Here is a 26,005-nt window from a genome sequence, read left to right as displayed (position 1 = left end):
CACTTATTAACTGAACACTTGATTAAACACCGATAATGATTTCGGTTTTCTGAAATCCCCCAAATGCAACTCATAATATAACAACAGCATATTAAGGAAGGATTGACGCTGTTTTGAATTCAGTTTCACATTGGAAAGGCCTTCAAAATTTGTATTCAACAACTGTTTTAAAATGCTCAAGTTTTCATCAGATATAGAATAAACACCATCATTGTGACTTTCAAACAGACCATTACTTAGATTAAAATAAGGTTTGGAACTATTCGAAACGTCCGGATAAAAGCCCAAATGCCTCGTGAGCTGAAGCAAAAACAACAAATGAAAATTGGAAAATTGAGTTTCGTGATCCAACAACAACAGAGAATTTTCCAAATAGTCGTAGAGAGCCTCATTAGGTTCTTCTTCTCTCAAGGAGGTAGACAAGACTTCTGCCAGAAACATTACGATAGAACCCTTCAACACATTTGTATGCAATGACTCATATGGATGCTCTACCTTAATATCTTTGATAGTTTGAAGCGAATGATTGGGTTTGTAGTCTTCATCTATTTGCAACTGTGACAACATTTGAAAATAGGCCACCTTAGAGTTCCCTTTTTTATTTTTGAGAACACCCCTTAAAATATAGCTCACCGTCCCTCGATTATAGGTGTAACATTTCACAATTAAATCGTAGTCCCGGTATTTAAGCTTTGACAATACAATAACCCTATTTTTGGACAACATGAGCGAAAGATTTTATCTAACGATTAATAACTTAAGCACTTTAGTTTCAAAAGAATCCAAATCGGAAATCATGATAAGATACACCCCAGTAGCCACCACATTATTGGCAAGGTTTTTACCATTCCAAATCGCGGTTCCTCCATCAATGGCAAAATTATAACCCGCTCTTGAGGTACGTTGATTTACTCTTGATTGGGCTTCAGCTACCAAATTCCCTTCTATATCGGTAATTTTAATATTGACATTTTCGGTAAGCCCTTTTATTTTGACCCCCTTGGTAATATTGTTAAGATCATCAAACCCTAAAATGTTATATTCCGGCCTTACTGGGTTGGGGTATACAAAAGCATCATCCAAATCCTCCTCTGTTTTGGAACCTCCCGCTAAAAAGGAAACCAAACCGTTGCTTGTTGCAAAATAAACTCTACCATTTTCACTATCAATGGAAATATCATTAATGGCATTGGAAGGTAAAGGAGAATTGCTTTTGGTAAAATGATAAATAGTTTCCTGACCGTCTGGAGAGAAGTAAAACACACCCGAATTCAATGTGCCAATCCATTTGTTATTGGAGCCGTCTACTTTGATAGAAGTTATCGTTTGCTCTACTAAAAGCTCTTCTGCCAAACCATCCTGCAAAATTACAATTTCATGTACGTTTGCCTGTGAGCCTGCAACAAAACTTCCCGGATTATACATGACCCGCAAACCTCTTTCGGTACCTATCCACAGCTGATTATTATTATCCAAGGCAAGGGATCGTACAATTGTAGAAGGCATATTTTCTTCCTCAGAAGCCACAAAATTCATAAGATTATTGCCTCCATTTTCATTGAACCCCAACACGCCATAATAATAACTTCCGAAGAAAACATTTCCCTGAGAATCCACAATAGTTGATGAAAATCCTATATTTTCCAGAGGAGCATCAATTATAGAGGTAAAATCAAAGGAAGTCCACTGGTCATCAGAAAATTTATTTAAAGGACTCTCTACCCTTCCATTTGTCAACCATAAGGTACCATCATTTTCAAAAGCACCCGAAAGAGTTAAATGCAAATTCCCCGCAAAAGGAGTGATGGTACTATTATCTTGATTATAGACCTGTATTACCTGGTCATTGTTTATTTCAATTAATCCAGCACTATAAGATGATATATAAACTTGTTTACGATTTATAGGATTAACAGCAATATGTGAAAGATAATTTGGATTACTCACAACAGCGGCTATAGTGTCATAAGGCGTATTGATCCATTGTTCATTTTTAAAATGGCTTACCCCTGTTCTTGCCTTTCCTCCATTAAAGTTATAGGTGGATGAGTACCCTCCAAAAACGGTCCAAATTTCATTACTTGGAGTCTGAATTGAAAATATATTATTTAACAAAGGCCCTTGAGGATGAATTTCATCATAGATTTCTGGAGCAGAAACAGCCATTTTTAAAACTCCATGGCCAGGTTTTCCACTTGATAAAATCCCTTTTGTCCCAGCATACACATTATTTTGGTAATCAACAATACCTGAAGTAAAGGAGGTCGTCAATTCTGCAGGAGCGTCTACCACCCCTGTTTGCACAAAGCCATCACTATAAAGATATACCTGAGAATTTGTTGTTACCACCAAATTGTCTTCATCACTTCTCATATCCAAAGGCACTTGTGGATATGTAAAAATACTGCTCAAATTGCCATTTAAAATTTCATAAGCGATTTTGTTAGATTTGAATGCATATAAGTTATTTCCAAATTGTTCAATCCCAACAAAACTCCCAGTACCCAATGTCTCCCACTGTGTATAATCAATTAGGTTTGGATTTGACAAATCACCTATTTTTATTGCATTATTATCCCCACAGGCGGCATAAATTAAACCATTACTAATGGTAGTTTGATAAACCTTTATGTGAGAACTACCTATCCCCACATAAAAAGTGTCTCCAAATTCTAAGTTCTCTAAATCGTATTCTGAAATACCAAAATCAGTTGCTATATACACATATCCATCATGCTCGTTAAAATGATTAATCCTTTTAATATTAGCTGGAATGGTTGGCTTGTTAAGAATGTCAATAACCGTCGTTACCTCTGTAAAATTGTTTGAAAGTACTTCAACCAATCCGTTTTCATAACCAATTAATAACTCATCAAAGGCTTCACTATAATGAATAGTTGAAATCGACTCCCCAGACAAACCATTTACCGTTGTAATTTCTTCTATGGTCCCGAAATTAATATCATATATAAATATGGCATTATCAGAAGCCACATATATATGGTCTTCACCTTTAGAAAAATCCTTAATATCCAAATAAGAAAAATGTCCCTGCCACAAGGTGGAAAAATCCTGTGCTAGTGAAGTTTTAAAACAAAACAAACAGGCTAGTATATATACGTAAAAATAAGGTTTCATTAAAAAAATTTAGAAGTCTAAAGAGTAACCAAAAATAGCAATATTTATTGTATTTTGGCTTTTCAATTGTTTAACAAGCACTATGCTTTTTAGTAGCCCTATATTTTTATTCCTTTTTCTTCCGCTAACAATTATTATTTACCGCTTAGTCCCAAAAAAGTTAAAAAACCTATTGCTTCTTCTCGCCAGCTTATTCTTTTACACATGGGGTGAAAAGGAACTTATTGTCATAATTTTGGCATCTACTCTAATAGATTTTATTAGCGGACAAATTATTGATAATGGACAGAGAAAAACAGGTCTTTTCCTGTCCCTTGTTTTTAATTTAGGATTACTACTATATTTCAAGTATGCTAATTTTGTTTTTTCAAATTTAGCCGACCTCTTAAACACACTGCAAGTTCCAGTTAATTTTGGTTCCACATTTTCAAATATTGCGCTACCCTTAGGCATTAGCTTTTACACCTTTCAAACAATGTCCTATACCATAGATGTCTATAGAGGACAGGTAAAAGCTCAAAGAAATCTTATAAATTTCGCTACCTATGTCTGCTTTTTTCCCCAATTAATTGCGGGGCCTATTGTGAGATACAAGGACATTCAGGCTGAACTTACCAACAGAAAAACCACTTCAAATTTATTTGCTTCAGGAGTGGAACGTTTTATTATTGGTTTGGCTAAAAAAATGATTATTGCCAACAACTGTGCATTTTTGGCCGATGGTGTATTTAACTTGCCAAGCGATGAAAGGTCAGCACTTATTGCTTGGTTAGGAATTTTGGCATATAGTTTCCAAATCTATTTTGATTTTTCAGGATACTCGGATATGGCTATAGGATTAGGAAAAATGTTTGGTTTTAATTTCCCAGAAAACTTCAATTTCCCCTATATTTCAAAATCCATTCAGGAATTTTGGCGCAGATGGCACATCACCCTCTCAAGTTGGTTCAAGGATTACCTCTACATTTCACTGGGCGGTAACAGAAAAGGGAAAATGTTCACCTATTTAAATCTGTTTATTGTCTTTTTGCTAACAGGGTTATGGCATGGAGCCAATTGGACCTTTATAGTTTGGGGATTGATTCACGGAGGCTTCATGATTATTGAACGAATAGGCTTTAAAGACAGGCTACAAAAGCTCCCAAATGTAATTTCTCATCTCTATACTTTATTGGTTGTAGGCCTTTCTTGGGTTTTCTTTAGAAGTGATACCATACAAGACAGTATAAATTATTTAGGCAATCTATTTAGTTTAAAAAACGAAACAAACATTGACTTTTTAAATTTCTATCTGACCAAAGAAGTTTTATTTGTATTAGTACTAGCCGTTACCTTCTCAACACCGCTTGTTGATTCAACCAAAAAAGGATTAAAAAGGCTTGGAATCTTTCCAAAATCAAACGAATCCATTCATACAGTTAAATTTGTTTGCCTAATAGCCTTGTTCATTATCAGTTGTTTTTATGTGGCTACGGACTCTTACAACCCCTTTATTTATTTTAGATTTTGATGGCACAACTAAAATCCAATAAAACATTTATTTTTAACTGTGTATTTATTGCAATGCTCATACTTCCCAATGCAATAATGTTTACTGGTTTGAGCTATATAATAACAAATCCTAAAGATTTCCCATCGATTAAATCCTCTCTTAAAGACTTCAAAGAATTTTATTCAGATAGTTTTGGATTAAAGACTGGGCTAACCAATAAATATCTTTCATTTAAATCTGATATACTAAATGAAAACCCGATTCCCAATCGTGTGATAAAAGGCAATAACGGATGGTATTTCTTAGGAAATTACCACAACAACATATTAAATGACACCTTCGGAAATGATAAGGTTTCAATAGAAGAATTGGAAAGTATTTCATCTAATATAAATGACATCAACACCTATTTAAACTCAAAAAACATAAAGTTTTATTTGGTTGTCGCTCCAAACAAAAGTCATATTTACCCTGAACACCTTCCATTTCAACTCAATAAAAACCCAAATAAACTGGAGCAACTTAAAGAATATTTGAAGAAAGAAATTGATTTTGAAATTATAGACCCCTCCGAAAGTCTTCTTCAAAATAAAAACCAAAGACAGCTATATTACAAATCCAATACACACTGGAATGATTTTGGTGCTTATATTGGATATTCTTATGCTACAGATAAGATTAATCAATCATTCCCAATCCCTAAAACTCAATTATCAAATTTTTCTTCTAAAACGTATCCCTTAAATGAGGAAGACATTACAAAAATGATCAATATCCACACCAACGAAACCTCCCAATTTTTCACAAAACAAAATTCTTCGGTGGTAGCAGATTCATTATCATTTTCATTCCAACACTATTTAAACCCTGACGTACCTTATAAACTATTAATGCATCGCGATTCTTTTGCCGTAGGATTGATTCCCTTTTTCAATGAAAGTTTTGGAGAAACCATTTATACAAGAGGTTATACTTTAGACAAAGATTTAATTGAAAAAGAACAGCCAAATGTTGTGATTTTTGAAATTGTGGAACGTAATCTTGTACAAGCACTATCCCTATTAGAAAAATAAAAAGCCCCCATTTTCAATGGAAGCTTTTTAAAATTTATCTGATGATAGTATGTGTTACACCACTCCTTGAGCCAACATAGCATCTGCTACCTTAACAAACCCAGCAATGTTTGCACCTTTTACATAATCAATATAGCCATTTTCATCTTTTCCATATTCAATACATGCTTCGTGGATATTGGCCATGATTTCTTTTAGTTTGTTGTCAACCTCATCTCTTGTCCAGTTATAACGTAAAGAGTTTTGAGTCATTTCCAAACCTGAAGTCGCTACACCCCCAGCATTAGAAGCTTTACCAGGAGCGAATAGGATTTTAGCTTTGTGGAATTCAGTAATCGCTTCTTTGGTAGATGGCATATTAGCACCTTCACTCACACAGATACAACCATTTTCCAATAGGATTTTAGCATCGTCTCCGTTAAGCTCATTTTGAGTCGCACATGGTAAAGCAATATCACAGGTCACTTCCCAAGGAGTTTTGCCCCCAAAGAATTTAGCATTTGGATATGCTTTTACATATTCACTAATACGCCCTCTTTTTACATTTTTCAACTCCATTACGTAAGCCAATTTATCGGCATCGATACCTTCTTCATCCAAAATATATCCAGAAGAATCGGATAATGTTACCACTTTACCTCCTAACTGAGTTGCCTTTTCAGCAGCATATTGCGCCACGTTTCCAGATCCAGAAACCACGACTGTTTTTCCCTCAAAACTGTCGCCTTTGGTTTGCAACATACTTTGTGCAAAATATACGTTACCGTAACCTGTTGCTTCTGGACGAATCAAAGATCCACCCCATGACAATCCTTTACCAGTCAATACTCCGGTAAATTCATTTCTTAGCTTTTTATACATTCCGAATAGGAAACCAATTTCTCTAGCTCCTACACCAATATCCCCAGCAGGAACATCAGTTTGAGGACCAATATGACGGAACATCTCACTCATAAAGGAATGACAGAATCTCATGATTTCATTATCACTTTTTCCTTTAGGATCAAAATCACTTCCTCCTTTACCACCACCCATAGGCAATGTGGTTAAACTGTTTTTGAAGACTTGCTCAAAGGCCAAGAACTTCAAGATGCTCATGTTTACCGAAGGGTGGAAACGCAAACCTCCTTTATATGGTCCGATGGCCGAATTCATCTGAATTCTATACCCTCTGTTCACTTGGATTTCGCCTTCATCGTCAACCCAACAAACTCTAAAAGTAATGACACGTTCTGGCTCAACCATTCTTAACAGGATGTTCTTCCCGTGATAAATATCTTGCTCTGCAATGTAAGGAATTACAGTCTCTGCAACTTCCTCAACCGCCTGTAAAAACTCAGGTTCATGCCCGTTTCTTTCTTTTACCAGGTCTAAAAAAGCATCTATTTTTTCTCTCATTATATTAAATATTAAAAATCAAAGGTTCTTTTCGAGGCGCAAAGATAGGGAATCTTTAAAAAATTAAACTTATTTTTTTGATATTCTCAAAATAAATTTAACTCAATGTTAATCTCATAATTAAACCTCAAAATTGTACTTAATTACTTGTTAAAATGCTTTTATTTGTTTGTTAATCCACTTTTTCTATATTTGTTAACAACATTTGCCCTAGGACAAACCAAACCATATGAAGCTTAATTTCAAACTATTATCCATTATATTTCTCTTTTCAACCGCATATAATGGATTCTCTCAATTGGGTTTTTCACACGAAATCGGGGCAATTATAGGTCCGGTACAATTCCGTTCAGATTTTGGAAGCCGAAATGATGAGGAGACCAACTACGGTAACTCCGGGATTGGTATAGGGCTTATCCACTATATTAATTTTGCATATAGAGCCGATTGTAACTGTTATTCCACAGATACTTATTTCAATGATCATTTCAAGCTAAGATCGGAAATTTCATGGAACAAAACCATTTTGGATCACCATGGCCAATGGGTAAGACCCAGCAAAACTAGTGAAAATGCACAACGTTTAAGAGATCATCATGGTGTTGCTGAAAACTTTGATGTGGGAATGCAGCTGGAATATTTTCCTAGAAGTATCCGTTCGTTTCAAGCATTTAGTTACAGATTTGCGCCTTTCGTAAGTTTGGGGGCCCACTATACTTCGGCATCGCCCCAAGCTAGTACCACACATGGCAATGGCAATATTAATGATCCTAGCAACATCTATTCATACTGGTTTGAAAATCCTGTTTATTTACCACCACTACCTCCTGGAGCTTCGCCTTTAGCGAGAGAATACCCAATCAATACAGATCATATCAACACATGGTCGGTTGTTACTAGTGTGGGAGTGCGATACAAACTAGGAATCCTATCCGATTTGATGCTAGACCTACGTTGGCAATACTATTTCAGTGATTGGATTGATGGCTTTAACCATAAATTGAGCTACAACAAATATAACGACTGGTTGATCTGGTTGAATTTTGGATACATTTATTACCTAGATTAAACGATATACAACTAATAAAAAAGCAGGCCGAAAGCCTGCTTTTTTATTTTTCTATTTTCTATTTAACCAATTGCCCGTTCCAAATCAGCAATTAAGTCCTCAATATCTTCAATCCCCACGCTTAATCGAATCAAGGAATCTACAATACCTATTTGCTCTCTTTTTTCCTTTGGAATACTGGCGTGTGTCATACTTGCAGGATGACCAGCCAAAGATTCCACGCCTCCCAAGGATTCGGCCAAGGTGAATATCTTTAAATTTTCAACAATCTTAATCGCTTCCTTATAATTATTCCCCTTTGTGGTAAAGGATACCATTCCCCCAAAATCCTTCATCTGTGACTTAGCAATGTCATGATTTGGATGCGATTCAAACCCAGGCCAATAAACATTTTCAATTTTAGGGTGTGATTTCAAGTATTCGGCTACGGCACGTCCATTCTCACAATGGCGTTGCATCCGTATATGCAAGGTTTTAATTCCTCTCAACACCAAAAAGCTATCCTGAGGGCCACATACAGCCCCACTGGCATTCTGAATAAAATAAAGTTTCTCTGCCAAGTCTTTGTCCTTTACAATCAAGGCTCCCATCACAACATCACTATGACCTCCCAAATATTTAGTTGCTGAATGCATTACAATATCAGCTCCTATATCTAAAGGCTGTTGCAAGTAAGGCGTAGCGAACGTATTGTCCACCGCCAATAAAATTTGATGCTTTTGGGCCATTTCAGCGACAGACTTAATATCAATAATATTCATCATTGGGTTGGTTGGTGTTTCAACCCAAATAAGCTTGGTATTGGTATTAATATAGCTCTCAATATTCTTTGCATTTTCCATTCCCACAAAATGAAATACAATTCCAAAACGCTCAAAAATCTTTGTAAACAAGCGGTAACTGCCTCCGTACAAATCATTGGTTGAAATCACCTCATCTCCGGGATTCAATAATTTGATTACGGCATCAATCGCAGCCAACCCCGAACCAAACGCCAATCCATAGCTCCCATTTTCAATACTTGCCAAAGCCTCTTCCAAAGCATGACGTGTTGGGTTTTGGCTTCTCGAATATTCATAGCCTTTATGACCGCCTGGAGTGGATTGCGCGTAAGTGGATGTTTGATAAATTGGGGGCATCACAGCTCCATAAGCCTTGTCGTGTTCCTGCCCACCGTGTATGGTTTTGGTATTAAATTTCATATAAAATGGTTTTAAACAAATTTAGGCTTTAATTCGCTGTATTCAAATGGATGTTATACCTTTAACTTCCAAAACTGAACCTTCCTATGAAAAAATATCTGTCCCTGTTTGCCCTAAGTCTATATCTTTTCAACTGTGCCGAAGATGCGTCTTTAAAATTTGAAGATTCATTTCTTTCACTTCCTTCCGGAGCAAAAATCGAGGTATTGTATCCAAAGGCAAAAGGTTCTTCCGAAGCAGCCAAAAACATCAACACCACCATCGATTCGTATATCGCTAATCAACTATCTTTTAATGATAGTATCCCTCCTAGCGATCTCAAAGATGCCATAGAAAAATTCAATACGGAATATACTGGTTTTAAAGATGAGTTTAAGGATACCGAAGCGAGATGGGAAGCTTTGGTTGAAGGGGAAGTACAATACCAATCACCAGAGATTTTATGTATTTCCATAAACACCTATTTATATACTGGGGGAGCTCATGGTAACGACCGTATCGATTTTTTAAATTTCAACCCCAATACTGGACAACAGTATAGTACTCAAAATCTCATTTCAGATATGGCAGGGTTTAGCAAACTTGTAGAAACCAACCTAAAAAAAGAGCAAGCCAAAAAAGCAAAGGATAAATCTATGGAGGATCTTTTCTTTGGAAAGGATTTCCAACTACCAGAATCCATTGGATTCAATGAAGATGGTGTTATTATCCTTTACAATACTTATGAGATTGCCTCCTATGCGCAAGGCATTACTGAGTTTTTAATTCCTTATAGTGAAGCAAATGCCTTCCTAAGTATCAACTGATTTTTTGACTAAATCTTTTGATGATGGGTTCTACCGTCAGGCCTTGCCCGATAATGGAAAACACCACAATAATATAGGTAATTACCAAAAATAAATCCCGGTGCATTTCTGGTTTTAAGCTAAGTGCCAAAGCAATGGAAATACCGCCTCGCAAACCACCCCAAGTCATGATTAAATTAGTAAAAGGTACAAAGCCCAACCTTTGGGCGTAGACTTTAACAGGCACCCAAAGCGAGATGTAGCGGCACACCAAGACAATTGGCACAGCAATCAATCCGGCTAAAACATAACTGGTTTCAAAACTCAAAACCAACATTTCCATACCTATCATCACAAAAAGGATAGTATTCAATAGGACATCTATAAGCTCCCAAAACTTGTCTACGTAAAGTTCCACAACGTCAGACATAGCTGAATTCCTTACGGTATCATTTCCAACAATCAAACCTGCCACTACAATGGCCAATGGTGCCGACACATGAAGTTTGTGAGACAATAAAGTCCCTCCCATCACGGCCGCAATGGTGATGATGACTTCAATTTCGTAGTTGTCTATGGATTTCATCAAACGATAGGTCACCCATCCCAACAACAAGCCTAAAGCAATTCCACCAAGCACTTCTTGTGCAAATAGTTTCAAGATATCCGTTGCTACCAGCTCAGAATTTGGAAAAGCTGCCACCGAAAAAATCGTCAGGAACACTACCACTCCAACACCGTCGTTAAACAAGGATTCTCCCACAATTTTTGTTTCCAATATTTTAGGCGCATTGGCCTTTTTCAAAATCCCTAAAACGGCAATGGGATCCGTCGGCGATATCAAGGCTCCAAACAACAAACAGTAGATATAAGCCACTTCCAAACCAATCAATAACAATAGATAGTACATTAAGGTTCCCACCAAAAATGTAGACACCAAAACCCCCAATGTTGCAAATAGCAAGACAGGTCCTCTTTGCACTTTTAGTTGGGAAAAATTAGTATGCAAAGCGCCAGCAAACAACAGAAAACTTAGCATAACATCCAGTAGCACCGTTTTAAAATCAATTTGCGAAATGAACTCCTTTTCATGTGCTAACAAAGTATCATCAAAATGTGACACACCCAAAACAACCAAAGTAAAGACAATGGTAATCACCATAAGGCCAATAGTAATTGGCAATTTTAAAAACCTAACATTGATATAGCCAAAAATGGCTGCAAGCACTATTAAAATAGTGGCAATACCGTAGTAATCCATAAATTAAATTGATTTTTTAAGGGCTAAAATGTAGCCTAAATGTATGCCTTCGTGAAAACAATTAAACCCAACGGCGTCTTCCACACAGGTTAAAGTACTGTTTGTACTGGTAGTATATTCGTTATAAGAATTAAAAATCTGGTTGGCGTAGTCGTTTTTTGTTTGTTCCAATGTAGCAAATAACAAATCCTTAATGTTATCTACTTCCTCTTGTGTCACTTCTCGCTCCGGTTTTGTGCCTTTTTTAAACTGCTCTATAAATTCATCCGAAACCAAGGTTGGCAAACCAGACAAGCGGTACACCAAAATTTGTTGGGTAGCAATGGTGTGGGCTATGTTCCAAATAACATTGTTCTTAAATCCTGAAGGGATGGTATTAAGTTCTTTCAAACTCAACTGTTCCAAGATTCCTTTTAATAAAATTCTGTTTTTGTAAGTGACATCAAAAATCCAATCCATGTCTTAAATTTTCACTAAAAGTAAGTAAATTTCTTTTGAAATGATTTTACTTTGCACTCCAAATGAAAAGATTCCTTTTCGGTTTTATAATGCTTGGCCATGAAAAAAATTTACTACCTAAAAACCTGTAGCACCTGCTTAAGAATCATTAAAGAGTTGGATCCTCCTTCCGATTTTATATTCCAGGACATCAAGACCGAACCCATTACGGTGGCGCAATTAGACGAAATGGGGGCTTTAGCCGGTAGTTTTGAGGCCTTGTTCAGCAAGCGTGCCAAATTGTACAAGGAAATGGGGCTCAAGGACCAAAACCTAACTGAAAAAGATTTCAAACACTACATTTTGGAGCATTATACTTTTTTGAGCCGTCCTGTAATTATTTACAACGACGCCATCTTTATCGGCAATAGCAAAAAAGTGGTGGAAGCTGCCAAACAAGCTATCCACACCAACTAAACTTTCTCAGCCAATTACATATGAACGGTAGGATATGGGCACTCATTGCCGCATGCGTGGTACAGGTGCTTTATGGAGTAAACTTTACATTTGCCAACGATGTTATTGACGATGGGCACGTTCAGCCTTTTGCATTTATTCTTCTAAGGGTATTAGGCGCAACCACCCTCTTTTGGATTATTGGCTTTTTTGCCCCAAAAGAAAAAATAGCTCCCAAAGATTTTAGAACATTTTTCTTGGCCTCCATTTTTGGAATTGGCCTGAATATGCTCACCTTTTTTAAAGGATTGCAATTTACCACTCCTATTCACGCCTCGGTTATCATGACGGTAACCCCCATTGTTGTATTGGTACTTTCTGCGGTGTTGTTGAAAGAGAAAATTACCAATCTAAAAATATTGGGCGTGCTCTTGGGTTTTACGGGGGCCATTGTACTTTCTGTTTATGGTAGGTCCACCCAAGTTGGTGACCATATCTTACTCGGGAATTTTTTGGTGTTTATCAATGCCGTATCTTATAGCATTTACCTAATCATCATTAAAAAGGTTGTGGACAAATACCACCCGCTCACTTTTATAAAATGGTTGTTTACGTTTGGACTTATTTGGGTGGTGCCTTTTGGGTTTAGTGAATTACAAAGTGTCAACCTTAGTACTTTTAACCCTTACACCTATTTTGCCGTAGGCTTTGTGGTAATTGGCGCCACTTTTGGCACCTATTTGCTCAACCTGTTTGCGCTAACCAAATTAAGAGCTTCCACAGTAGGTACGTTTTTGTACATGCAGCCCGTTGTAGCAGGTATCTTTGCCGTTGCCATGGGCAGCGACACCTTGAATGTTATCAAACTAAGTGCTGCAGCCTTAATCATGACAGGGGTATTTTTGGTAACCAAAAAACCTAAGAACTAACTAAGGTTTTTTGGCATTTTCCCGTGTTTACGGGTATCTTCTTTGGTCAATATTTTAAAATCCTCGGCTTTGGGAAGTGACATAATTTCCTCTAGTAGATTTTCTGGCAAACCGGTAAGCTTTCTAGTTTTCAAATTGATCCAGGCCCCCATCAATTCACAATTGGCCAAGTGATTCCCTTTATGATCGTAAAGGTCATGTTCAAACTTAAAGAACATTCCGTCGTCACTAAATCCTTTTATTTCTAAGGACACGGTAATAGGGGTTCCCATAAAAGCCTCCTTAAAATAGTAGATATGTTCATAAAAAATAACGGGACTAATATCAAATTTCACAAGATCGGCCAATGAAAAATCATGATCGTCAAAAAAAGACACCCGGGTATGGCTCATAAAATTCACATACGCCGAATTGGCCAAATGCCTATTGGCATCTACATCGCTCCATCTTATCTCAAAAACTTTCTTGTACATAGCTGTTTTTTTGTTTCAAACAAATTTATGTTAATTTTACTATGCAAGCATAACAAATAGCGCTATTTTATAATATCCTTAACTTTAGCTTTTTGTTTACCTTTGCACAACTTTATAAACTAAGTTCATGATACAGTCAATGACAGGCTATGGAAAATCTGTTCTACAGCTTCCTAGCAAAAAGATTTCCATTGAAATAAAATCTCTAAATAGTAAAAATTTAGATCTCAACACCCGCATGCCTTCTGTGTACAGGGAAAAGGAGCTGGATATTAGGAAGCTCATTGCTTCCCAACTGGAGCGTGGCAAGATCGATTTTTCATTATATATGGAAATCACTGGGGAAGAAACCTCGTCACAAATCAATAAAACTGTCGTTAAAGAATACATCAAGCAACTTAAGGATGTAGTTGATGGTGATGAAACCGAACTACTTAAAATGGCCATCCGCTTACCAGACTCGGTGACTACAGAGCGCGACGAGATTGATGAAGATGAGTGGGCAAGCATTGCTGCCACCATCAACGAGAGCATTGAGAAAATCCAGAAATACCGCTTGGATGAGGGGAAGGCTTTGGAAACAGAGTTTGAAGACCGTGTTGAAAACATCCACAGACTATTGGAAGCCGTGATTGAAATGGATCCAGAGCGTATTGAAGGGGTGCGTGCCAGATTGGAAAAAGGCATTGCCGACATTAAAGAAAAAGTAGACGAAAACCGCTTTGAGCAGGAATTGGTTTATTATATTGAAAAGTTTGACATTACCGAAGAAAAAGTACGCTTGCAAAACCATTTGGACTACTTTTTGAAAGCCCTAAAGTCCGCCGATTCCAACGGTAAAAAACTTGGGTTCATCAGTCAGGAAATGGGCCGTGAAATCAATACCATAGGTTCCAAATCCAACTATGCCCCGATGCAAAAACTGGTAGTTCAAATGAAGGATGAACTTGAAAAGATTAAAGAACAACTATTAAACGTATTATAATACCGTAATGAACAAAGGTAAATTAATTGTATTTTCTGCGCCTTCCGGCTCAGGTAAAACCACCATTGTCAAACATTTACTAAAACAAGAAGAATTAGGTCTGGAGTTTTCCATTTCGGCCACTTCCCGTGCTCCAAGAGGTGAAGAAGTAGACGGCAAAGACTATTACTTTTTATCCTTCGAGGATTTCAAACAAAAAATTAAAAACGACGAATTCCTGGAATGGGAAGAAGTCTACAGAGATAATTTCTATGGCACTTTAAAGAGCGAAGTAGAACGTATTTGGGCCAAAGGCAAGCACGTTATTTTTGATATCGACGTATCCGGTGGTTTGCGCATCAAACGAAAATTCCCAGAACAGACCTTGGCTATTTTTGTAAAGCCTCCAAGCATCGACGAGTTGAAAATTCGCCTTAAAAAACGTAAAACCGAAAGTGAGGACAAAATCAACATGCGAGTTTCCAAAGCTTCTGCCGAATTGGCCACTGCACCGCTTTTTGATAAAATTGTGGTAAACAAAGACCTTGACGTTGCCTTGGAAGAAGCCTACAACTTGGTGTCCAATTTTATAAAGGAGTAAGCCATGAATATCGGACTCTATTTTGGAACCTTCAATCCTATCCATATAGGGCACCTTATAATTGCCAACCATCTTGCAGAGAACAGCAATTTGGACAAAATATGGTTTGTGGTAACCCCACATAACCCATTTAAGAAGAAAAGCACCTTGTTGGACAATCACCACAGGTTGGAAATGGTGTACCAAGCTACAGAGGAGTACCAAAAACTGGAACCCAGCGATATTGAGTTTGGACTGCCTCAGCCCAACTACACCATTAATACACTAACCTATCTACAGGAAAAATATCCCAAGCACAATTTTTCCTTGATTATGGGTGAAGACAACCTGAAGAGTTTCCACAAATGGAAAAACTACGAGACCATCTTGGAACAATACAACCTTTATGTGTACCCGCGACTGTCCGAAGGGAAAATGCACACACAGTTTGATGGCCACCCAAAAATCCATCACGTAGAAGCACCTATCATGGAACTGTCGTCCACCTTTATTAGGAATGCCATTAAAGAAGGTAAAAACATTAGGCCCATGCTTCCGGAACCTGTTTGGAAGTATGTTGACGAAATGAATTTCTATAAATAAAAAAAACCTGCAGATGCAGGTTTTTTAGTATTCGACTAGTACCATTTCCTAGGTTGGTAATGGAGCCTCTTCTTCTCCATCATCCTCACCACCATCGGTAGGATCTTCTGTAGCAGTATCTGGACAATCCAATAGAGAAGCCTCTACAAACATGGCCCAACTATTGCCATCAAACTGGGCACCTTCTGCCCAAGCCGTTTCACCTCCCGTAGGCCCTTCAACCTCGGCATGCGCAGCAAAACAATAATTGTCACCTAAGCTCTCCAAGCTAATGGCGTACACCACTTCATACTCGGTTGCCGAAATAGGCTCTGTAAAAGGAAACTGCCCTATCTGTGGATTTCCGGCACCGTTTAAAGGCACCCAATCATCCTCGCAATTTCCTAGGCTCAAGTGTGTGGTTCCAAGCGTCCACTCGCCATTAGAGCTGAAAATAACAATTAAATGCTCCCCGTCATTGTAAACCGAAACGTCTCCGGCAACATGATGCTGTCCTGCAATCAAATTAACACTTACGCAAGGATTATCGGTATCTAAATCACCCAAGGAAACTTCTTCGGGATTTACAACGGCCTCCGGAGCACTTGAAGTTTGAGGCTTTTTACTGGCACTTTCAAAATCATCGGCATTAACACTTTCCACTTGGCAGCTCATACTTAACAGTAATAGCAGCGCGGAAAACGTATATGTAATTTTTTTCATCGATAAAATAGATTTGGGGTTAAATCATGATGAAATTACGGAACGCCTGACCAAAATCACAATTTAATCGATGTATGACGCAAATTAATTCTAATGAAAAGAATTTTTCCTACAAGTTTCGATGAACGACCTTCCTAGAAATAATAAAAGGCATCTTCCAAATGTTCGATGGAAAAGTCCTTGCCCTTTTTAACAATGGCCACAATGTCAAAACGGACTTCTACGTCCAACGCATTAACTGTGACATAGGCGTCTACAGCCTTTACCAACCGTTGAATCTGCTTTGGCTTTACAAACTCCTCAGGGTTTCCAAAATCGACTGTGGAGCGGGTTTTCACTTCAACAATAGCCAAAACAGCGTCCTTTCGGGCAATAATGTCCACTTCGGCCTTATCGAATCTGTAGTTGCGCTCCAAGATGGCATAGCCCTTGTTCAGCAGAAAATCCACTGCCAATTGCTCTCCCCTATTTCCTAAAGTATTGTGCTGCGCCATTGAAAAATTTAGAAGCTTAGGGGAATTTAACACTTCCTGTTCAAAAAAATGGGGATACTTTATAAAAACTTTAATACCGTAACCGTGAAGTAATTGATATATTTGGCGCTGTTTAAAAATTAACTACATGAAGAAATTAATCTTAATCTTAAGTTTAGTGATTACTGCCAACACCATCCAAGCTCAACAAGTGATGGATCCTGAAATGTTGTGGACTGTAAAGCGCATTAGCGTTTTAGGATTATCTAATGATAATTCCCACATTATCTACAGTGTAAAAACCCCAAATATTGCCGAGAATGGCTTTGACACCGCTTACTTTCAAATTCCTTTGGAAGGAGGCGCTGCGATAGCCATTGAAAAGGAAGCCATTACCGTAGCCGATAAAAACATTGCCCCAAACGGAGCTTATAAAGTTTTCCACAAAGCGGTGCACATTGAAGATATCAAAGCTACCGACATTTATAAAAACTTGGACAAGGCAGATGCCTATGTGTTTACCGATTTGGACAACCGCCATTGGGACACTTGGCAAGATGGAAGTTTCAATCATGTATTCTATAAAGATATCAATGCTGAAGATGATACAGCAATTGACATCATGCCAAACGAGCCTTACTACGCTCCACAAATGCCATTTGGTGGCGACGAGGATTACGTGTGGTCTCCAGACAGCAAGAGCATTTACTACGTAAGCAAGAAGCTGAAAGGTAAAGCCTATGCTACCAGCACCAACACCGATATTTACAAGTACGACCTAGATACTAAAACCACGACCAACATTACCGAAGGGAACATGGGGTATGATACCAATCCTACCTTTAGCCCAAAAGGTGCTTTGTCTTGGTTGCAAATGAAAACCGACGGTTACGAAAGTGACAAAAACGACATTATTGTTCTTGAAAACGGTGTAAAACAAAACCTAACCCAACAATGGGACGGTACCGTAAACAGCTTTAAATGGAGCAACGACGGTAAAAAAGTATTCTTTACAGCGCCTGTAGCTGGTACCATTCAATTATTTGAGGTAAACTATCCTGGAAAGAAAAGAATTGCCCCTGTGGTAACCCAAATTTCCGAAGGGCAGTTTGACGTTAGAGGTATCGTTGCTCAATTGGACAACACCCTTATCGTTACCCGTGGCGACATGAACCACGCTACCGAAGTGTTTGCCTACAACCTAAAAAAGCAAACCTTCAAACAACTTACCAATGTAAACGACGAGCTTTACAGCAGCATCGATTTGCCAAAAGTTGAAAAGCGCTATGTAACCACCACAGACAACAAACAAATGTTGGTATGGGTAATTTTGCCTCCAAATTTTGACGCCTCTAAAAAATACCCAACCCTATTATATGCACAAGGTGGCCCACAATCGCCACTATCGCAGTTCTATTCTTACCGTTGGAATTTCCAATTAATGGCCTCTCAAGGCTATATTGTGGTAGCTCCTAACAGAAGAGGAATGCCAGGTCACGGTGTAGAATGGAACGAAGCCATTAGCAAGGATTGGGGAGGTCAGGTAATGAGAGATTACCTATCGGCCATCGATGCCATTGCCGAAGAGCCTTATGTAGACAACGACCGTTTGGGTGCCATTGGTGCCAGCTACGGTGGGTATTCTGTGTTCTACTTGGCAGGAATCCACAACAACCGTTTTAAAACCTTTATTGCCCACGATGGTGTATTCGATACCAGAACCATGTTTGGTACTACCGAAGAGTTGTTTTTTGTGAACCACGACTTTGGTGGAAACTACTGGGACTTGGACAACAAAGTGGCCCAAAAAGCCTATAACGAATTCAACCCTATCAACCATGTATCAAAATGGAATGCACCTATCTTTATCATTCAAGGAGGAAAAGATTACCGTGTGCCAATCGAGCAAGGTTTAAGCGCTTTCCAAGCTGCCAAAATGTTAGGATTGAAGAGTAAACTATTATACTTACCAGAAGAAAACCACTGGGTATTGAACCCACAAAACGCCCTGGTTTGGCAACATGAGTTCTTTAAGTGGTTAGACGATACCTTAATAAACGAATCCTCTGAAACCATTTCAGAATAAGAAAAGCCCCAATATCTATATTCCGAAACATCCCAAAGGCAGCACTAGCTTTTGGGATGTTTTTTTTGGATTGAAATGAAATATGATTGCACCACAAGGCTATTCACGATACAAAATGCTTTGCAAGAATTCCACTCGAACAGACATTAATCACGAACTCTAAACAAACAACACCATCGTCCCTTCGAGTAATTGTTCTGAGTGCTAACGAAGAGCAATTGTATCGAGAAGCGCGTGACCTCTCATTATAACTTCCTGCCTGTTTTGACACGTCAAGACACCTCGTGACCCCTTATGACACATCAACCCTATTTTTAGGGGGTTTTGTTCGAGGATTGTTCAGGGTTTGTTCAGGTGAGGCTTTAGGGTGTTTGGGCGAGGTACCCCTTTGCACGAACAAAGGCTTAGGCAAGCCCTAGCTATGGTAATTGTTGGGGCATGGTACCTTAGTAGAAAAGTGATGTTTTTGCAATGTAATTGTACATCCCCCTAGCCCCCTTCAAAGGGGGAATTTACTTGTTGGACTGGAAAGGGATACAGGGTTGTAAGGATGTCAACAACTGTTTTATAAGTCTTCACCAAAAACATAAATCCAACCTTAACTTGTAAGATTAATCTATTATATTTACAGATAACCAACTGATGCTTGAATGTGATGTGGACCTTTTTTTGCGGTTACATGTATATTATAAGCAAGACTAGAAAAATCACGCCGATGGCAAGCCATAAAATGACTTCTGGGATTTGTCGCCTATGCGGCAAAAACACTTCACTTTCATACGAACATGTGCCTCCAAAAGTTGCTTTTAATAAAAACACAAAGTTTGTAACAATAGATTTTGAGGAATACATTAAAGCTGAAAACGCGTTAAAAAACCCTCCAAAAGGCAAAACAAAACAAGGCGGAATTGGCTACAATTCATTTTGTGTTAAATGCAATAGCTTTTTGGGCTCTTCGTATGTTCCAGCTTATAAAAATTGGGCTATTGGAGGCATGCAACTATTGAATCAAAAAGAGGAATATGGTTTACATGGCTATACCATTAATGAAATTGAACCTTTAAAAGTGATCAAACATATCATTTCAATGTTTCTTGCTATAAATCCTGAATGGTTTTTAGAATCTTACCCTGAATTAGCTGCGTTTTTAAATGAACAGGAAACAAAAGAGCTCCCGGATAAATTTCGAGTTTTCATGTACTTAACTCGTGCAGAAAGATTCAGATATATGCCATTTACCACCCATGGAAATCTAAAAACTGGAACGACAACTTTATGTTCTGAAATTGCATTCCCTCCATATGGCTATGTGATAACCTTTGACTTTAACGGCAAGATTGGTTATTTAAATGAAATAACAGATTTTAAAAAATTCAACCTTAACCAAAAAACATCCCTCAATATGATAACTTATCAATTACCCACCTACATGCAATTCCCTCTAGATTATAGAAATGAAACCAAGATTGAAAGTGACATTGACAGTTCATTAAGAGAATTGGAAATTCTCAAGAGAAAACATTTAAATGATAAAAACAGATAGTTGTTCTAATTTTTAAAACCATCTTACTAATTATTAAATGCAAAAAACAAAATTACCTCTCTTTAACCATCTTTAATTATAAAATGCCTCATGGATAACTAATTATAAAAAACACCTAAATGACAACAAAAGCATTTACACCCTTCCCAGTACTTACTACCGAAAGGTTGACCCTTCGGCAAGTGTTACCAAGCGATGTGAATGCCGTGTTTGCTTTGCGCTCCGATAATGAGATCAATAAGTATTTGGACAGACAACCCGCCAAAACCCTTGAAGACGCCAAACACTTTATTGCCAACATTACCGAAAACATCCAAAAAGGGGAAGCCCTTTATTGGGGCATCACCTTAACCGAAAGCGGCACATTTGTGGGCAGCATTTGCCTTTTTGCGTTTTCAGACCAACACAACACCTCCGAGATAGGTTATGAACTTTTAAAAAATCATCAAAGCAAGGGGATTATGACAGAAGCTGCAAATGTCGTGATTGCCTATGCCTTCCAAACATTGCCCCTTCAAACCATTGAGGCCAGCTCCCATAAAAACAACCAAGCTTCCATCAAACTCTTAGACAAACTCCACTTCAAAAAAGCAACAACACAAGACCCAACAGATCCGGATTTCCTTTTGTATGTGCTTGATAAAAGGGAGCAGGAATAAAAAGGCCTTATCTAAGGCTGAAACACCACCGTAGTCCCCTCTTTGGTGACGGTCATTTCAATAGTTCTACCCAATATCATGGCACGGTTATCCTTTTCATGGCCTGCAGGCATATGAAAGGCTATCGGAAAATCATAATCGGATAGGGCATCCAAAATCAATTGCTCAATGGAAGTGCCCCAAAGCGTGGTGTTCTTTCTAAGGTTGCTCATATCGCCCACCAAAACACCTTTACAGTTATCAAAATAGCCGGCACGCTTTAAACTTTGCAGCATACGGTCGATATGGTATTTATACTCACCTATTTCTTCAATAAAGAGGATATCTCCCGAAGTGTCAATACTCGTCTCTGAACCCAACATGGTATGCAATAAGGTGAGGTTGCCTCCTACCAACGGGCCAACAGCTTTACCAGTCCTATTGTATGAAGAACGTTTTAACGTATAGGACAGAGGCTCCCCAAATATCGCCTTTTTAAAACTTGCAATGGTTTCCTGAATCTCGCTTACATCCTTTTTCAAACTAATACACATCATAGCATGAATGGACTCATATCCCAGATTATGGAATTGGTTATGCAAACCCGTGATATCACTATAGCCAATCAACCATTTGGGGTGCTGCTTAAATTTGGTATAATCCAATTTATCCACGATACGCACACTCCCATATCCTCCTTGTGCACACCAAATAGCACTGATAGTAGGATCGTCTAGAGCCTTTTGGAAATCGGCGGCACGCTGGGCATCGGTTCCCGCAAAATGGTTATCCTGACTGAATACATGATCACCTACTTTGGCATGCAGTCCCCAACTTTCCAACAAGGCAATGGCGTCCTGCACCTCCTCTTCCCTTTTTTTCAATATTCCCGAAGGCGCCACTATGGCCACGGTATCCCCTGCTTTTAAATATTCTGGTTGTATCAATTTGTTTGAAGTTTGTGAATTGGAATGCTGTGCATTAACTGAGCTCATTGCAAATAACCATACGGCACAACATAAGTAAATTAATTGGATGCATTTTGACATAGGATAAATGTACAGTTTTTTTCCAATTAGCTATCAAAATCCGTATTTTTGCCACCTATTTGAAACACTAAAACATTAGAGCCTTGTTGCCCTTGCAGCAAGTATTAAACATACAAATCCATGACAGATCCTAAACGCTATACCATTACCGCAGCATTACCTTACACCAATGGCCCTATCCATATTGGCCACTTGGCTGGTGTATACGTGCCTGCCGATATTTACGCTAGATTTTTAAGACTTAACGGCAAGGATGTTGCCTTTGTATGCGGAAGTGACGAACATGGGGTACCTATCACCATCAAGGCTAAAAAAGAAGGGGTGACTCCTCAGGACGTGGTAGATAAATACCATGCCATCATCAAACAATCGTTTGAGGACTTTGGTATTTCGTTTGACAACTACAGTCGTACTTCGGCACAAGTACATCATGAAACGGCTTCAGAATTCTTTAAAGAGTTATACAACAAAGGAGAATTTATTGAAGAAGTCACCGAGCAGTTGTATGACGAGCAGGCCAATCAGTTTTTGGCCGACCGTTTTGTAACGGGAACTTGTCCAAAATGTGGCAATGAAGAAGCTTATGGTGATCAATGTGAAAAGTGTGGAACTAGTTTAAACGCTACGGATCTTATCAACCCTAAATCGGCCATTACAGGAAATGTGCCAACCTTGAAGCAAACCAAACATTGGTTTTTACCATTGGACAAGCACGAAGCCTTCCTTAAGGAATGGATTTTGGAAGGGCACAAAAAAGACTGGAAACCTAATGTTTATGGACAGGTAAAATCTTGGATCGATGACGGATTACGTCCGCGTGCGGTAACGAGAGATTTGGATTGGGGAATCCCAGTACCACTACCAGATGCCGTAGGCAAAGTACTATATGTTTGGTTTGATGCGCCTATTGGGTACATTTCTGCTACCAAGGAATGGGCGGAGCGTGAAGGCAAGGATTGGGAACCGTATTGGAAAGACCAAGACACCAAGTTGGTACACTTTATTGGAAAGGATAATATTGTATTCCACTGTATCATTTTCCCAGCCATGTTAAAGGCTGAAGGCAGCTATATCCTTCCGGATAATGTACCTGCCAATGAATTCTTGAATTTGGAAGGCAACAAATTGTCGACCTCCAAAAACTGGGCAGTTTGGCTTCCTGAATACTTACAGGACTTCCCAGAAAAGCAGGATGTATTGCGTTACGCATTGACTGCCAATGCCCCTGAAACTAAAGACAACGATTTTACCTGGAAGGACTTTCAGGCGAGAAACAATAATGAATTGGTAGCCATTTTCGGAAATTTTATCAACCGTGTGGTGGTCTTGACCAATAAATATTATAATGGCATTGTACCAACGCCTTCAGAGTTGACAGAGATTGACGAAGAAACCTTGGCAGCCGTAAAGGCATATCCATCTGTAATTGCAAGTTCTATTGAACGCTACCGTTTCCGTGAGGGAAGTCAGGAGTTGATGAACTTGGCCCGTTTGGGGAACAAATATTTGGCAGACGAAGAGCCATGGAAAGTGATTAAGGAAGATGAGGCCCGCACACAAACCATCATGTATGTAGCGCTTCAAATAGCTTCGGCTTTGGCAACTTTAAGTGAACCTTTCTTGCCATTTACTTCAGAAAAATTAAAGAACATGCTAAATGTTGCCTCAGCTTCAGAAAGCATTTCATGGAATGACATTACATCCAAAGAGGTCTTGCTTGCTGCTGGACATCAAATTGGAAAAGCCGAATTGTTGTTCTCAAAAATAGAAGACCAAGATATCCAAGCCCAGTTGGACAAATTGGAAGCGAGTAAAAAAGCCAATGAAACGGCCAATAAAACCGTAGAACCTCAAAAGGACATCATTAGCTTTGATGACTTCACCAAATTGGACCTTCGTGTAGGAACTATTTTGGAAGCCGAAAAAATGCCAAAGGCAAAAAAATTATTGGTGCTGAAAGTGGATACTGGTATAGATGTAAGAACCATTGTTTCTGGTATTGCAGAAAGCTTTTCACCTGAAGAGGTTGTTGGGAAACGTGTGACCGTTTTGGTAAACTTAGCACCAAGAGCTTTGCGTGGTGTAGAAAGTGAAGGCATGATTTTAATGACTGAAACAGCCGATGGTAAATTGGTGTTCGTTAACCCAGACGAAGGGCAAAACGTTACCAACGGATTGCAAATAAGCTAACCATTGGTCAGTTTACAACCCAAATCACTTATCAACCTTACGTATGACATTTGCTAAACCTTTAAGCTTTCTAATTTTATTTATAAGCCTAAATACCTTTTGCCAGGAAACCGTACTTACATTTGAAAACGAGAAAGTATCAAAACGATTAACGAAGGAGTCCTACACGTTTTCTAATACCGAAAACAATGATTTAACCATTCTTCTAATTGAAGATAAAAATGCCTTTGCCTACCTTTTTGATGTAGATTTCAATCAGAAATCTGCTTTGGAGACAGAAGGATTAAAAAGCAAATACAATGAAGTGGTCGGTTACACCGTTGACGATTTAAACTACAACATATTATATGCCAATGACAAAAAAAGCAAATTTGCTGTCCTAAATATGAATTTTGGGGTAGGTTCGATGGATATAATTGAGTTTAAAATAGATTACAAAAACGACATTTACTTAGGCACCATCAATTACCATAATAAACTTTACCTTTTAACAGCTGATAATGATTTACAACTTAGAATTTGGACTTATCACAATTTGAGCTTTACAAAAGTTAAAACATTCACTTTAGACAATGCAAAAGACAAATCAGTTTTATTAGCTGCAAAATTTAGGATTGGCCCCTTCCTTTTGGAAGCTGATAAATTTTCTGGAGTTGCTAAAATAGACCAACGAATCCCAAATGCCATAGAGGAAACCTCAAAATTAAGCAAGCTCTATCAGAACAATAACAAAGTCTATTTAACACTGGAAAATCAAAAAGACAAAACCTATTTCTATGATATCAACTTAGAGAATTATGAAATTGACCTCAAAACTTTTGATTATCCAGAAGGAACTGTCGGGCCTTTCAAAAAATTCAATTCTTATATCTATGAAGACAAAATTTATCAAATAGCGAGTTCAAAAAATGAATTGAAATTTTCTATTAAGAATCTTACAGGTGAATTAATTAAAAGTTTTTACATAGATAAAGACCATCCAATTCACTTTAAAAATTCTCCTATCATTCTAGATGGAACAGATATACCCTTTGTTAGCAAAAGAGAATTGGAAGAAACCCAAAAGTATCTTCGTAAAATCTCTTCTCAAAATCTAGGTTTGACTGTACTTAAAAATAATGGACGCTATTATGCAACTTTAGGAGGTTTTGAAGTTATACAAACCTCATATGGCATGACTCCAATGTATACCTCCGCAGGTACTATCGTCTCATTCAATCCAACATACACTGCCTATAATAATTACAATACAACAAAATCCACTTATTTCCACTCCATATTCGATTTAGAATTTAATCACCTAAAAGGGGAAGTGGAAGAAAATATATTTGATAAAATTGATGCTCTAAAAAAAGACAAAAAATATAGCACTGCAGATTATGTTTTCTTTCATGATAACACACTTTATTATGGCTATTTCGATTTAAAGGAAGGAAACTATAACCTTGTTACATTTTAAATTA

General features: G+C 38.1%; 24 protein-coding genes. 14 read left to right on the top strand and 10 right to left on the bottom strand.

Annotated features, from left to right (window positions below):
- Nucleotides 1-6: 6 nt before the first annotated feature.
- Nucleotides 7-726, bottom strand: coding sequence for a DNA repair protein RecO (gene recO / locus BKM32_RS05560; RefSeq protein WP_076662883.1), 720 nt, complete (start codon nucleotides 724-726; stop codon nucleotides 7-9).
- 12 nt (nucleotides 727-738) lie between these two features.
- Entirely contained in the window at nucleotides 739-3,138 is a 2,400-nt protein-coding gene (locus tag BKM32_RS05555; protein WP_076662882.1) for a two-component regulator propeller domain-containing protein, read from the bottom strand.
- Between the two features lie 475 nt (nucleotides 3,139-3,613).
- On the opposite strand from BKM32_RS05555, the gene BKM32_RS05550 reads away from it, so the two are divergent.
- Both BKM32_RS05550 and BKM32_RS05545 read left to right on the top strand, forming a co-directional pair.
- Nucleotides 3,614-4,648, top strand: coding sequence for an MBOAT family protein (locus BKM32_RS05550; protein ID WP_253187422.1), 1,035 nt, complete (start codon nucleotides 3,614-3,616; stop codon nucleotides 4,646-4,648).
- Complete coding sequence (locus BKM32_RS05545) at nucleotides 4,648-5,703, top strand: hypothetical protein (RefSeq protein WP_076662880.1); 1,056 nt, start codon at nucleotides 4,648-4,650, stop codon at nucleotides 5,701-5,703. Before BKM32_RS05550 ends, BKM32_RS05545 begins: the two co-directional genes overlap by 1 nt.
- Before the next feature lie 54 nt (nucleotides 5,704-5,757).
- Here BKM32_RS05545 and gdhA read toward each other — a convergent pair whose 3' ends face one another.
- Entirely contained in the window at nucleotides 5,758-7,101 is a 1,344-nt protein-coding gene (gene gdhA / locus BKM32_RS05540) for an NADP-specific glutamate dehydrogenase (protein ID WP_076662879.1), read from the bottom strand.
- Between the two features lie 229 nt (nucleotides 7,102-7,330).
- Between gdhA and BKM32_RS05535 the strand changes: the two genes are divergently transcribed.
- Nucleotides 7,331-8,170, top strand: a complete 840-nt coding sequence (locus BKM32_RS05535) for a hypothetical protein (RefSeq protein ID WP_053976830.1) — start codon at nucleotides 7,331-7,333, stop codon at nucleotides 8,168-8,170.
- A gap of 62 nt (nucleotides 8,171-8,232) precedes the next feature.
- On the opposite strand, the gene BKM32_RS05530 is transcribed toward BKM32_RS05535, so the two are convergent.
- Complete coding sequence (locus BKM32_RS05530) at nucleotides 8,233-9,372, bottom strand: cystathionine gamma-synthase (RefSeq protein ID WP_076662878.1); 1,140 nt, start codon at nucleotides 9,370-9,372, stop codon at nucleotides 8,233-8,235.
- Nucleotides 9,373-9,458: 86 nt separating this feature from the next.
- Here BKM32_RS05530 and BKM32_RS05525 point away from each other — a divergent pair, with 86 nt between their 5' ends.
- The gene (locus BKM32_RS05525; RefSeq protein ID WP_076662877.1) at nucleotides 9,459-10,178 is read left to right on the top strand and encodes a DUF3298 and DUF4163 domain-containing protein; all 720 of its coding nucleotides are present in this window, start codon (nucleotides 9,459-9,461) and stop codon (nucleotides 10,176-10,178) included.
- Here the strand turns inward: BKM32_RS05525 and BKM32_RS05520 are convergent.
- Nucleotides 10,171-11,418: a sodium:proton antiporter gene (locus BKM32_RS05520; protein WP_076662876.1), complete on the bottom strand. Its 1,248-nt coding sequence runs from the start codon at nucleotides 11,416-11,418 to the stop codon at nucleotides 10,171-10,173. The two genes, BKM32_RS05525 and BKM32_RS05520, sit on opposite strands and share 8 nt — an antisense overlap.
- A 3-nt stretch (nucleotides 11,419-11,421) precedes the next feature.
- A complete protein-coding gene (locus tag BKM32_RS05515; protein WP_076662875.1) occupies nucleotides 11,422-11,877 on the bottom strand; it encodes a DinB family protein in 456 nt (151 codons plus the stop codon).
- A gap of 99 nt (nucleotides 11,878-11,976) precedes the next feature.
- Here BKM32_RS05515 and BKM32_RS05510 point away from each other — a divergent pair, with 99 nt between their 5' ends.
- Both BKM32_RS05510 and BKM32_RS05505 read left to right on the top strand, forming a co-directional pair.
- Entirely contained in the window at nucleotides 11,977-12,333 is a 357-nt protein-coding gene (locus BKM32_RS05510; RefSeq protein ID WP_076662874.1) for an arsenate reductase family protein, read from the top strand.
- 20 nt (nucleotides 12,334-12,353) lie between these two features.
- Complete coding sequence (locus BKM32_RS05505) at nucleotides 12,354-13,241, top strand: DMT family transporter (protein ID WP_076662873.1); 888 nt, start codon at nucleotides 12,354-12,356, stop codon at nucleotides 13,239-13,241.
- Here BKM32_RS05505 and BKM32_RS05500 read toward each other — a convergent pair.
- Nucleotides 13,238-13,714 carry a thioesterase family protein gene (locus tag BKM32_RS05500; protein WP_076662872.1) on the bottom strand — a complete coding sequence of 159 codons (477 nt, stop codon included), beginning with the start codon at nucleotides 13,712-13,714 and terminating at the stop codon, nucleotides 13,238-13,240. The genes BKM32_RS05505 and BKM32_RS05500 overlap by 4 nt on opposite strands.
- A gap of 127 nt (nucleotides 13,715-13,841) precedes the next feature.
- Here BKM32_RS05500 and BKM32_RS05495 point away from each other — a divergent pair, with 127 nt between their 5' ends.
- Genes BKM32_RS05495 through nadD form a run of 3 tightly spaced genes read left to right on the top strand, consistent with a single transcriptional unit; the run spans nucleotide 13,842 to nucleotide 15,861 of the window.
- Nucleotides 13,842-14,699: a YicC/YloC family endoribonuclease gene (locus BKM32_RS05495; RefSeq protein ID WP_053976822.1), complete on the top strand. Its 858-nt coding sequence runs from the start codon at nucleotides 13,842-13,844 to the stop codon at nucleotides 14,697-14,699.
- Nucleotides 14,700-14,706: 7 nt separating this feature from the next.
- Nucleotides 14,707-15,279: a guanylate kinase gene (gmk, locus tag BKM32_RS05490; protein ID WP_053976821.1), complete on the top strand. Its 573-nt coding sequence runs from the start codon at nucleotides 14,707-14,709 to the stop codon at nucleotides 15,277-15,279.
- A gap of 3 nt (nucleotides 15,280-15,282) precedes the next feature.
- Nucleotides 15,283-15,861, top strand: coding sequence for a nicotinate (nicotinamide) nucleotide adenylyltransferase (nadD, locus tag BKM32_RS05485; protein WP_076662871.1), 579 nt, complete (start codon nucleotides 15,283-15,285; stop codon nucleotides 15,859-15,861).
- 48 nt (nucleotides 15,862-15,909) lie between these two features.
- Here nadD and BKM32_RS05480 read toward each other — a convergent pair whose 3' ends face one another.
- On the bottom strand, nucleotides 15,910-16,563 hold the full coding sequence (locus BKM32_RS05480) for a hypothetical protein (protein WP_076662870.1): 654 nt from the start codon (nucleotides 16,561-16,563) through the stop codon (nucleotides 15,910-15,912).
- Nucleotides 16,564-16,697: 134 nt separating this feature from the next.
- On the bottom strand, nucleotides 16,698-17,057 hold the full coding sequence (locus tag BKM32_RS05475; RefSeq protein WP_076662869.1) for a YraN family protein: 360 nt from the start codon (nucleotides 17,055-17,057) through the stop codon (nucleotides 16,698-16,700).
- 127 nt (nucleotides 17,058-17,184) lie between these two features.
- On the opposite strand from BKM32_RS05475, the gene BKM32_RS05470 reads away from it, so the two are divergent.
- The 3 genes from BKM32_RS05470 (at nucleotide 17,185) to BKM32_RS05460 (ending at nucleotide 21,324) form a co-directional block, all read left to right on the top strand.
- Nucleotides 17,185-19,122: a S9 family peptidase gene (locus BKM32_RS05470; protein WP_076662868.1), complete on the top strand. Its 1,938-nt coding sequence runs from the start codon at nucleotides 17,185-17,187 to the stop codon at nucleotides 19,120-19,122.
- A gap of 787 nt (nucleotides 19,123-19,909) precedes the next feature.
- The gene (locus BKM32_RS05465) at nucleotides 19,910-20,665 is read left to right on the top strand and encodes a hypothetical protein (RefSeq protein WP_123812067.1); all 756 of its coding nucleotides are present in this window, start codon (nucleotides 19,910-19,912) and stop codon (nucleotides 20,663-20,665) included.
- Nucleotides 20,666-20,784: 119 nt separating this feature from the next.
- Nucleotides 20,785-21,324 (top strand): GNAT family N-acetyltransferase, encoded by a 540-nt coding sequence (locus tag BKM32_RS05460; protein WP_076662866.1) that lies wholly within the window; start codon nucleotides 20,785-20,787, stop codon nucleotides 21,322-21,324.
- An 11-nt stretch (nucleotides 21,325-21,335) separates the two neighbouring features.
- Here BKM32_RS05460 and BKM32_RS05455 read toward each other — a convergent pair whose 3' ends face one another.
- Nucleotides 21,336-22,298, bottom strand: a complete 963-nt coding sequence (locus tag BKM32_RS05455) for an LD-carboxypeptidase (protein ID WP_076662865.1) — start codon at nucleotides 22,296-22,298, stop codon at nucleotides 21,336-21,338.
- A gap of 174 nt (nucleotides 22,299-22,472) precedes the next feature.
- Here BKM32_RS05455 and metG point away from each other — a divergent pair, with 174 nt between their 5' ends.
- Together metG and BKM32_RS05445 are read left to right on the top strand one after the other, a co-directional pair.
- Nucleotides 22,473-24,542 (top strand): methionine--tRNA ligase, encoded by a 2,070-nt coding sequence (gene metG / locus BKM32_RS05450; RefSeq protein ID WP_076662864.1) that lies wholly within the window; start codon nucleotides 22,473-22,475, stop codon nucleotides 24,540-24,542.
- A gap of 43 nt (nucleotides 24,543-24,585) precedes the next feature.
- Complete coding sequence (locus BKM32_RS05445; protein WP_076662863.1) at nucleotides 24,586-26,001, top strand: hypothetical protein; 1,416 nt, start codon at nucleotides 24,586-24,588, stop codon at nucleotides 25,999-26,001.
- Nucleotides 26,002-26,005 lie beyond the last annotated feature (4 nt).

Origin of the sequence: Mangrovimonas sp. DI 80 (genome assembly GCF_001975575.1) — a bacterium.
GTDB classification, from domain to species: Bacteria; Bacteroidota; Bacteroidia; order Flavobacteriales; family Flavobacteriaceae; genus Mangrovimonas_A; species Mangrovimonas_A xylaniphaga.
The sequence above is the reverse complement of the archived record's forward strand: the minus strand, read 5'-3'. Positions and strand labels throughout refer to the sequence as shown.

Coding starts and splice junctions, on each gene's coding strand:
- recO (WP_076662883.1), bottom strand. CDS start 726: ATGTTGTCCAAAAATAGGGTTATTGTATTGTCAAAGCTTAAATACCGG.
- BKM32_RS05555 (WP_076662882.1), bottom strand. CDS start 3,138: ATGAAACCTTATTTTTACGTATATATACTAGCCTGTTTGTTTTGTTTT.
- BKM32_RS05550 (WP_253187422.1), top strand. CDS start 3,614: ATGTCCTATACCATAGATGTCTATAGAGGACAGGTAAAAGCTCAAAGA.
- BKM32_RS05545 (WP_076662880.1), top strand. CDS start 4,648: ATGGCACAACTAAAATCCAATAAAACATTTATTTTTAACTGTGTATTT.
- gdhA (WP_076662879.1), bottom strand. CDS start 7,101: ATGAGAGAAAAAATAGATGCTTTTTTAGACCTGGTAAAAGAAAGAAAC.
- BKM32_RS05535 (WP_053976830.1), top strand. CDS start 7,331: ATGAAGCTTAATTTCAAACTATTATCCATTATATTTCTCTTTTCAACC.
- BKM32_RS05530 (WP_076662878.1), bottom strand. CDS start 9,372: ATGAAATTTAATACCAAAACCATACACGGTGGGCAGGAACACGACAAG.
- BKM32_RS05525 (WP_076662877.1), top strand. CDS start 9,459: ATGAAAAAATATCTGTCCCTGTTTGCCCTAAGTCTATATCTTTTCAAC.
- BKM32_RS05520 (WP_076662876.1), bottom strand. CDS start 11,418: ATGGATTACTACGGTATTGCCACTATTTTAATAGTGCTTGCAGCCATT.
- BKM32_RS05515 (WP_076662875.1), bottom strand. CDS start 11,877: ATGGATTGGATTTTTGATGTCACTTACAAAAACAGAATTTTATTAAAA.
- BKM32_RS05510 (WP_076662874.1), top strand. CDS start 11,977: ATGAAAAAAATTTACTACCTAAAAACCTGTAGCACCTGCTTAAGAATC.
- BKM32_RS05505 (WP_076662873.1), top strand. CDS start 12,354: ATGAACGGTAGGATATGGGCACTCATTGCCGCATGCGTGGTACAGGTG.
- BKM32_RS05500 (WP_076662872.1), bottom strand. CDS start 13,714: ATGTACAAGAAAGTTTTTGAGATAAGATGGAGCGATGTAGATGCCAAT.
- BKM32_RS05495 (WP_053976822.1), top strand. CDS start 13,842: ATGATACAGTCAATGACAGGCTATGGAAAATCTGTTCTACAGCTTCCT.
- gmk (WP_053976821.1), top strand. CDS start 14,707: ATGAACAAAGGTAAATTAATTGTATTTTCTGCGCCTTCCGGCTCAGGT.
- nadD (WP_076662871.1), top strand. CDS start 15,283: ATGAATATCGGACTCTATTTTGGAACCTTCAATCCTATCCATATAGGG.
- BKM32_RS05480 (WP_076662870.1), bottom strand. CDS start 16,563: ATGAAAAAAATTACATATACGTTTTCCGCGCTGCTATTACTGTTAAGT.
- BKM32_RS05475 (WP_076662869.1), bottom strand. CDS start 17,057: ATGGCGCAGCACAATACTTTAGGAAATAGGGGAGAGCAATTGGCAGTG.
- BKM32_RS05470 (WP_076662868.1), top strand. CDS start 17,185: ATGAAGAAATTAATCTTAATCTTAAGTTTAGTGATTACTGCCAACACC.
- BKM32_RS05460 (WP_076662866.1), top strand. CDS start 20,785: ATGACAACAAAAGCATTTACACCCTTCCCAGTACTTACTACCGAAAGG.
- BKM32_RS05455 (WP_076662865.1), bottom strand. CDS start 22,298: ATGAGCTCAGTTAATGCACAGCATTCCAATTCACAAACTTCAAACAAA.
- metG (WP_076662864.1), top strand. CDS start 22,473: ATGACAGATCCTAAACGCTATACCATTACCGCAGCATTACCTTACACC.
- BKM32_RS05445 (WP_076662863.1), top strand. CDS start 24,586: ATGACATTTGCTAAACCTTTAAGCTTTCTAATTTTATTTATAAGCCTA.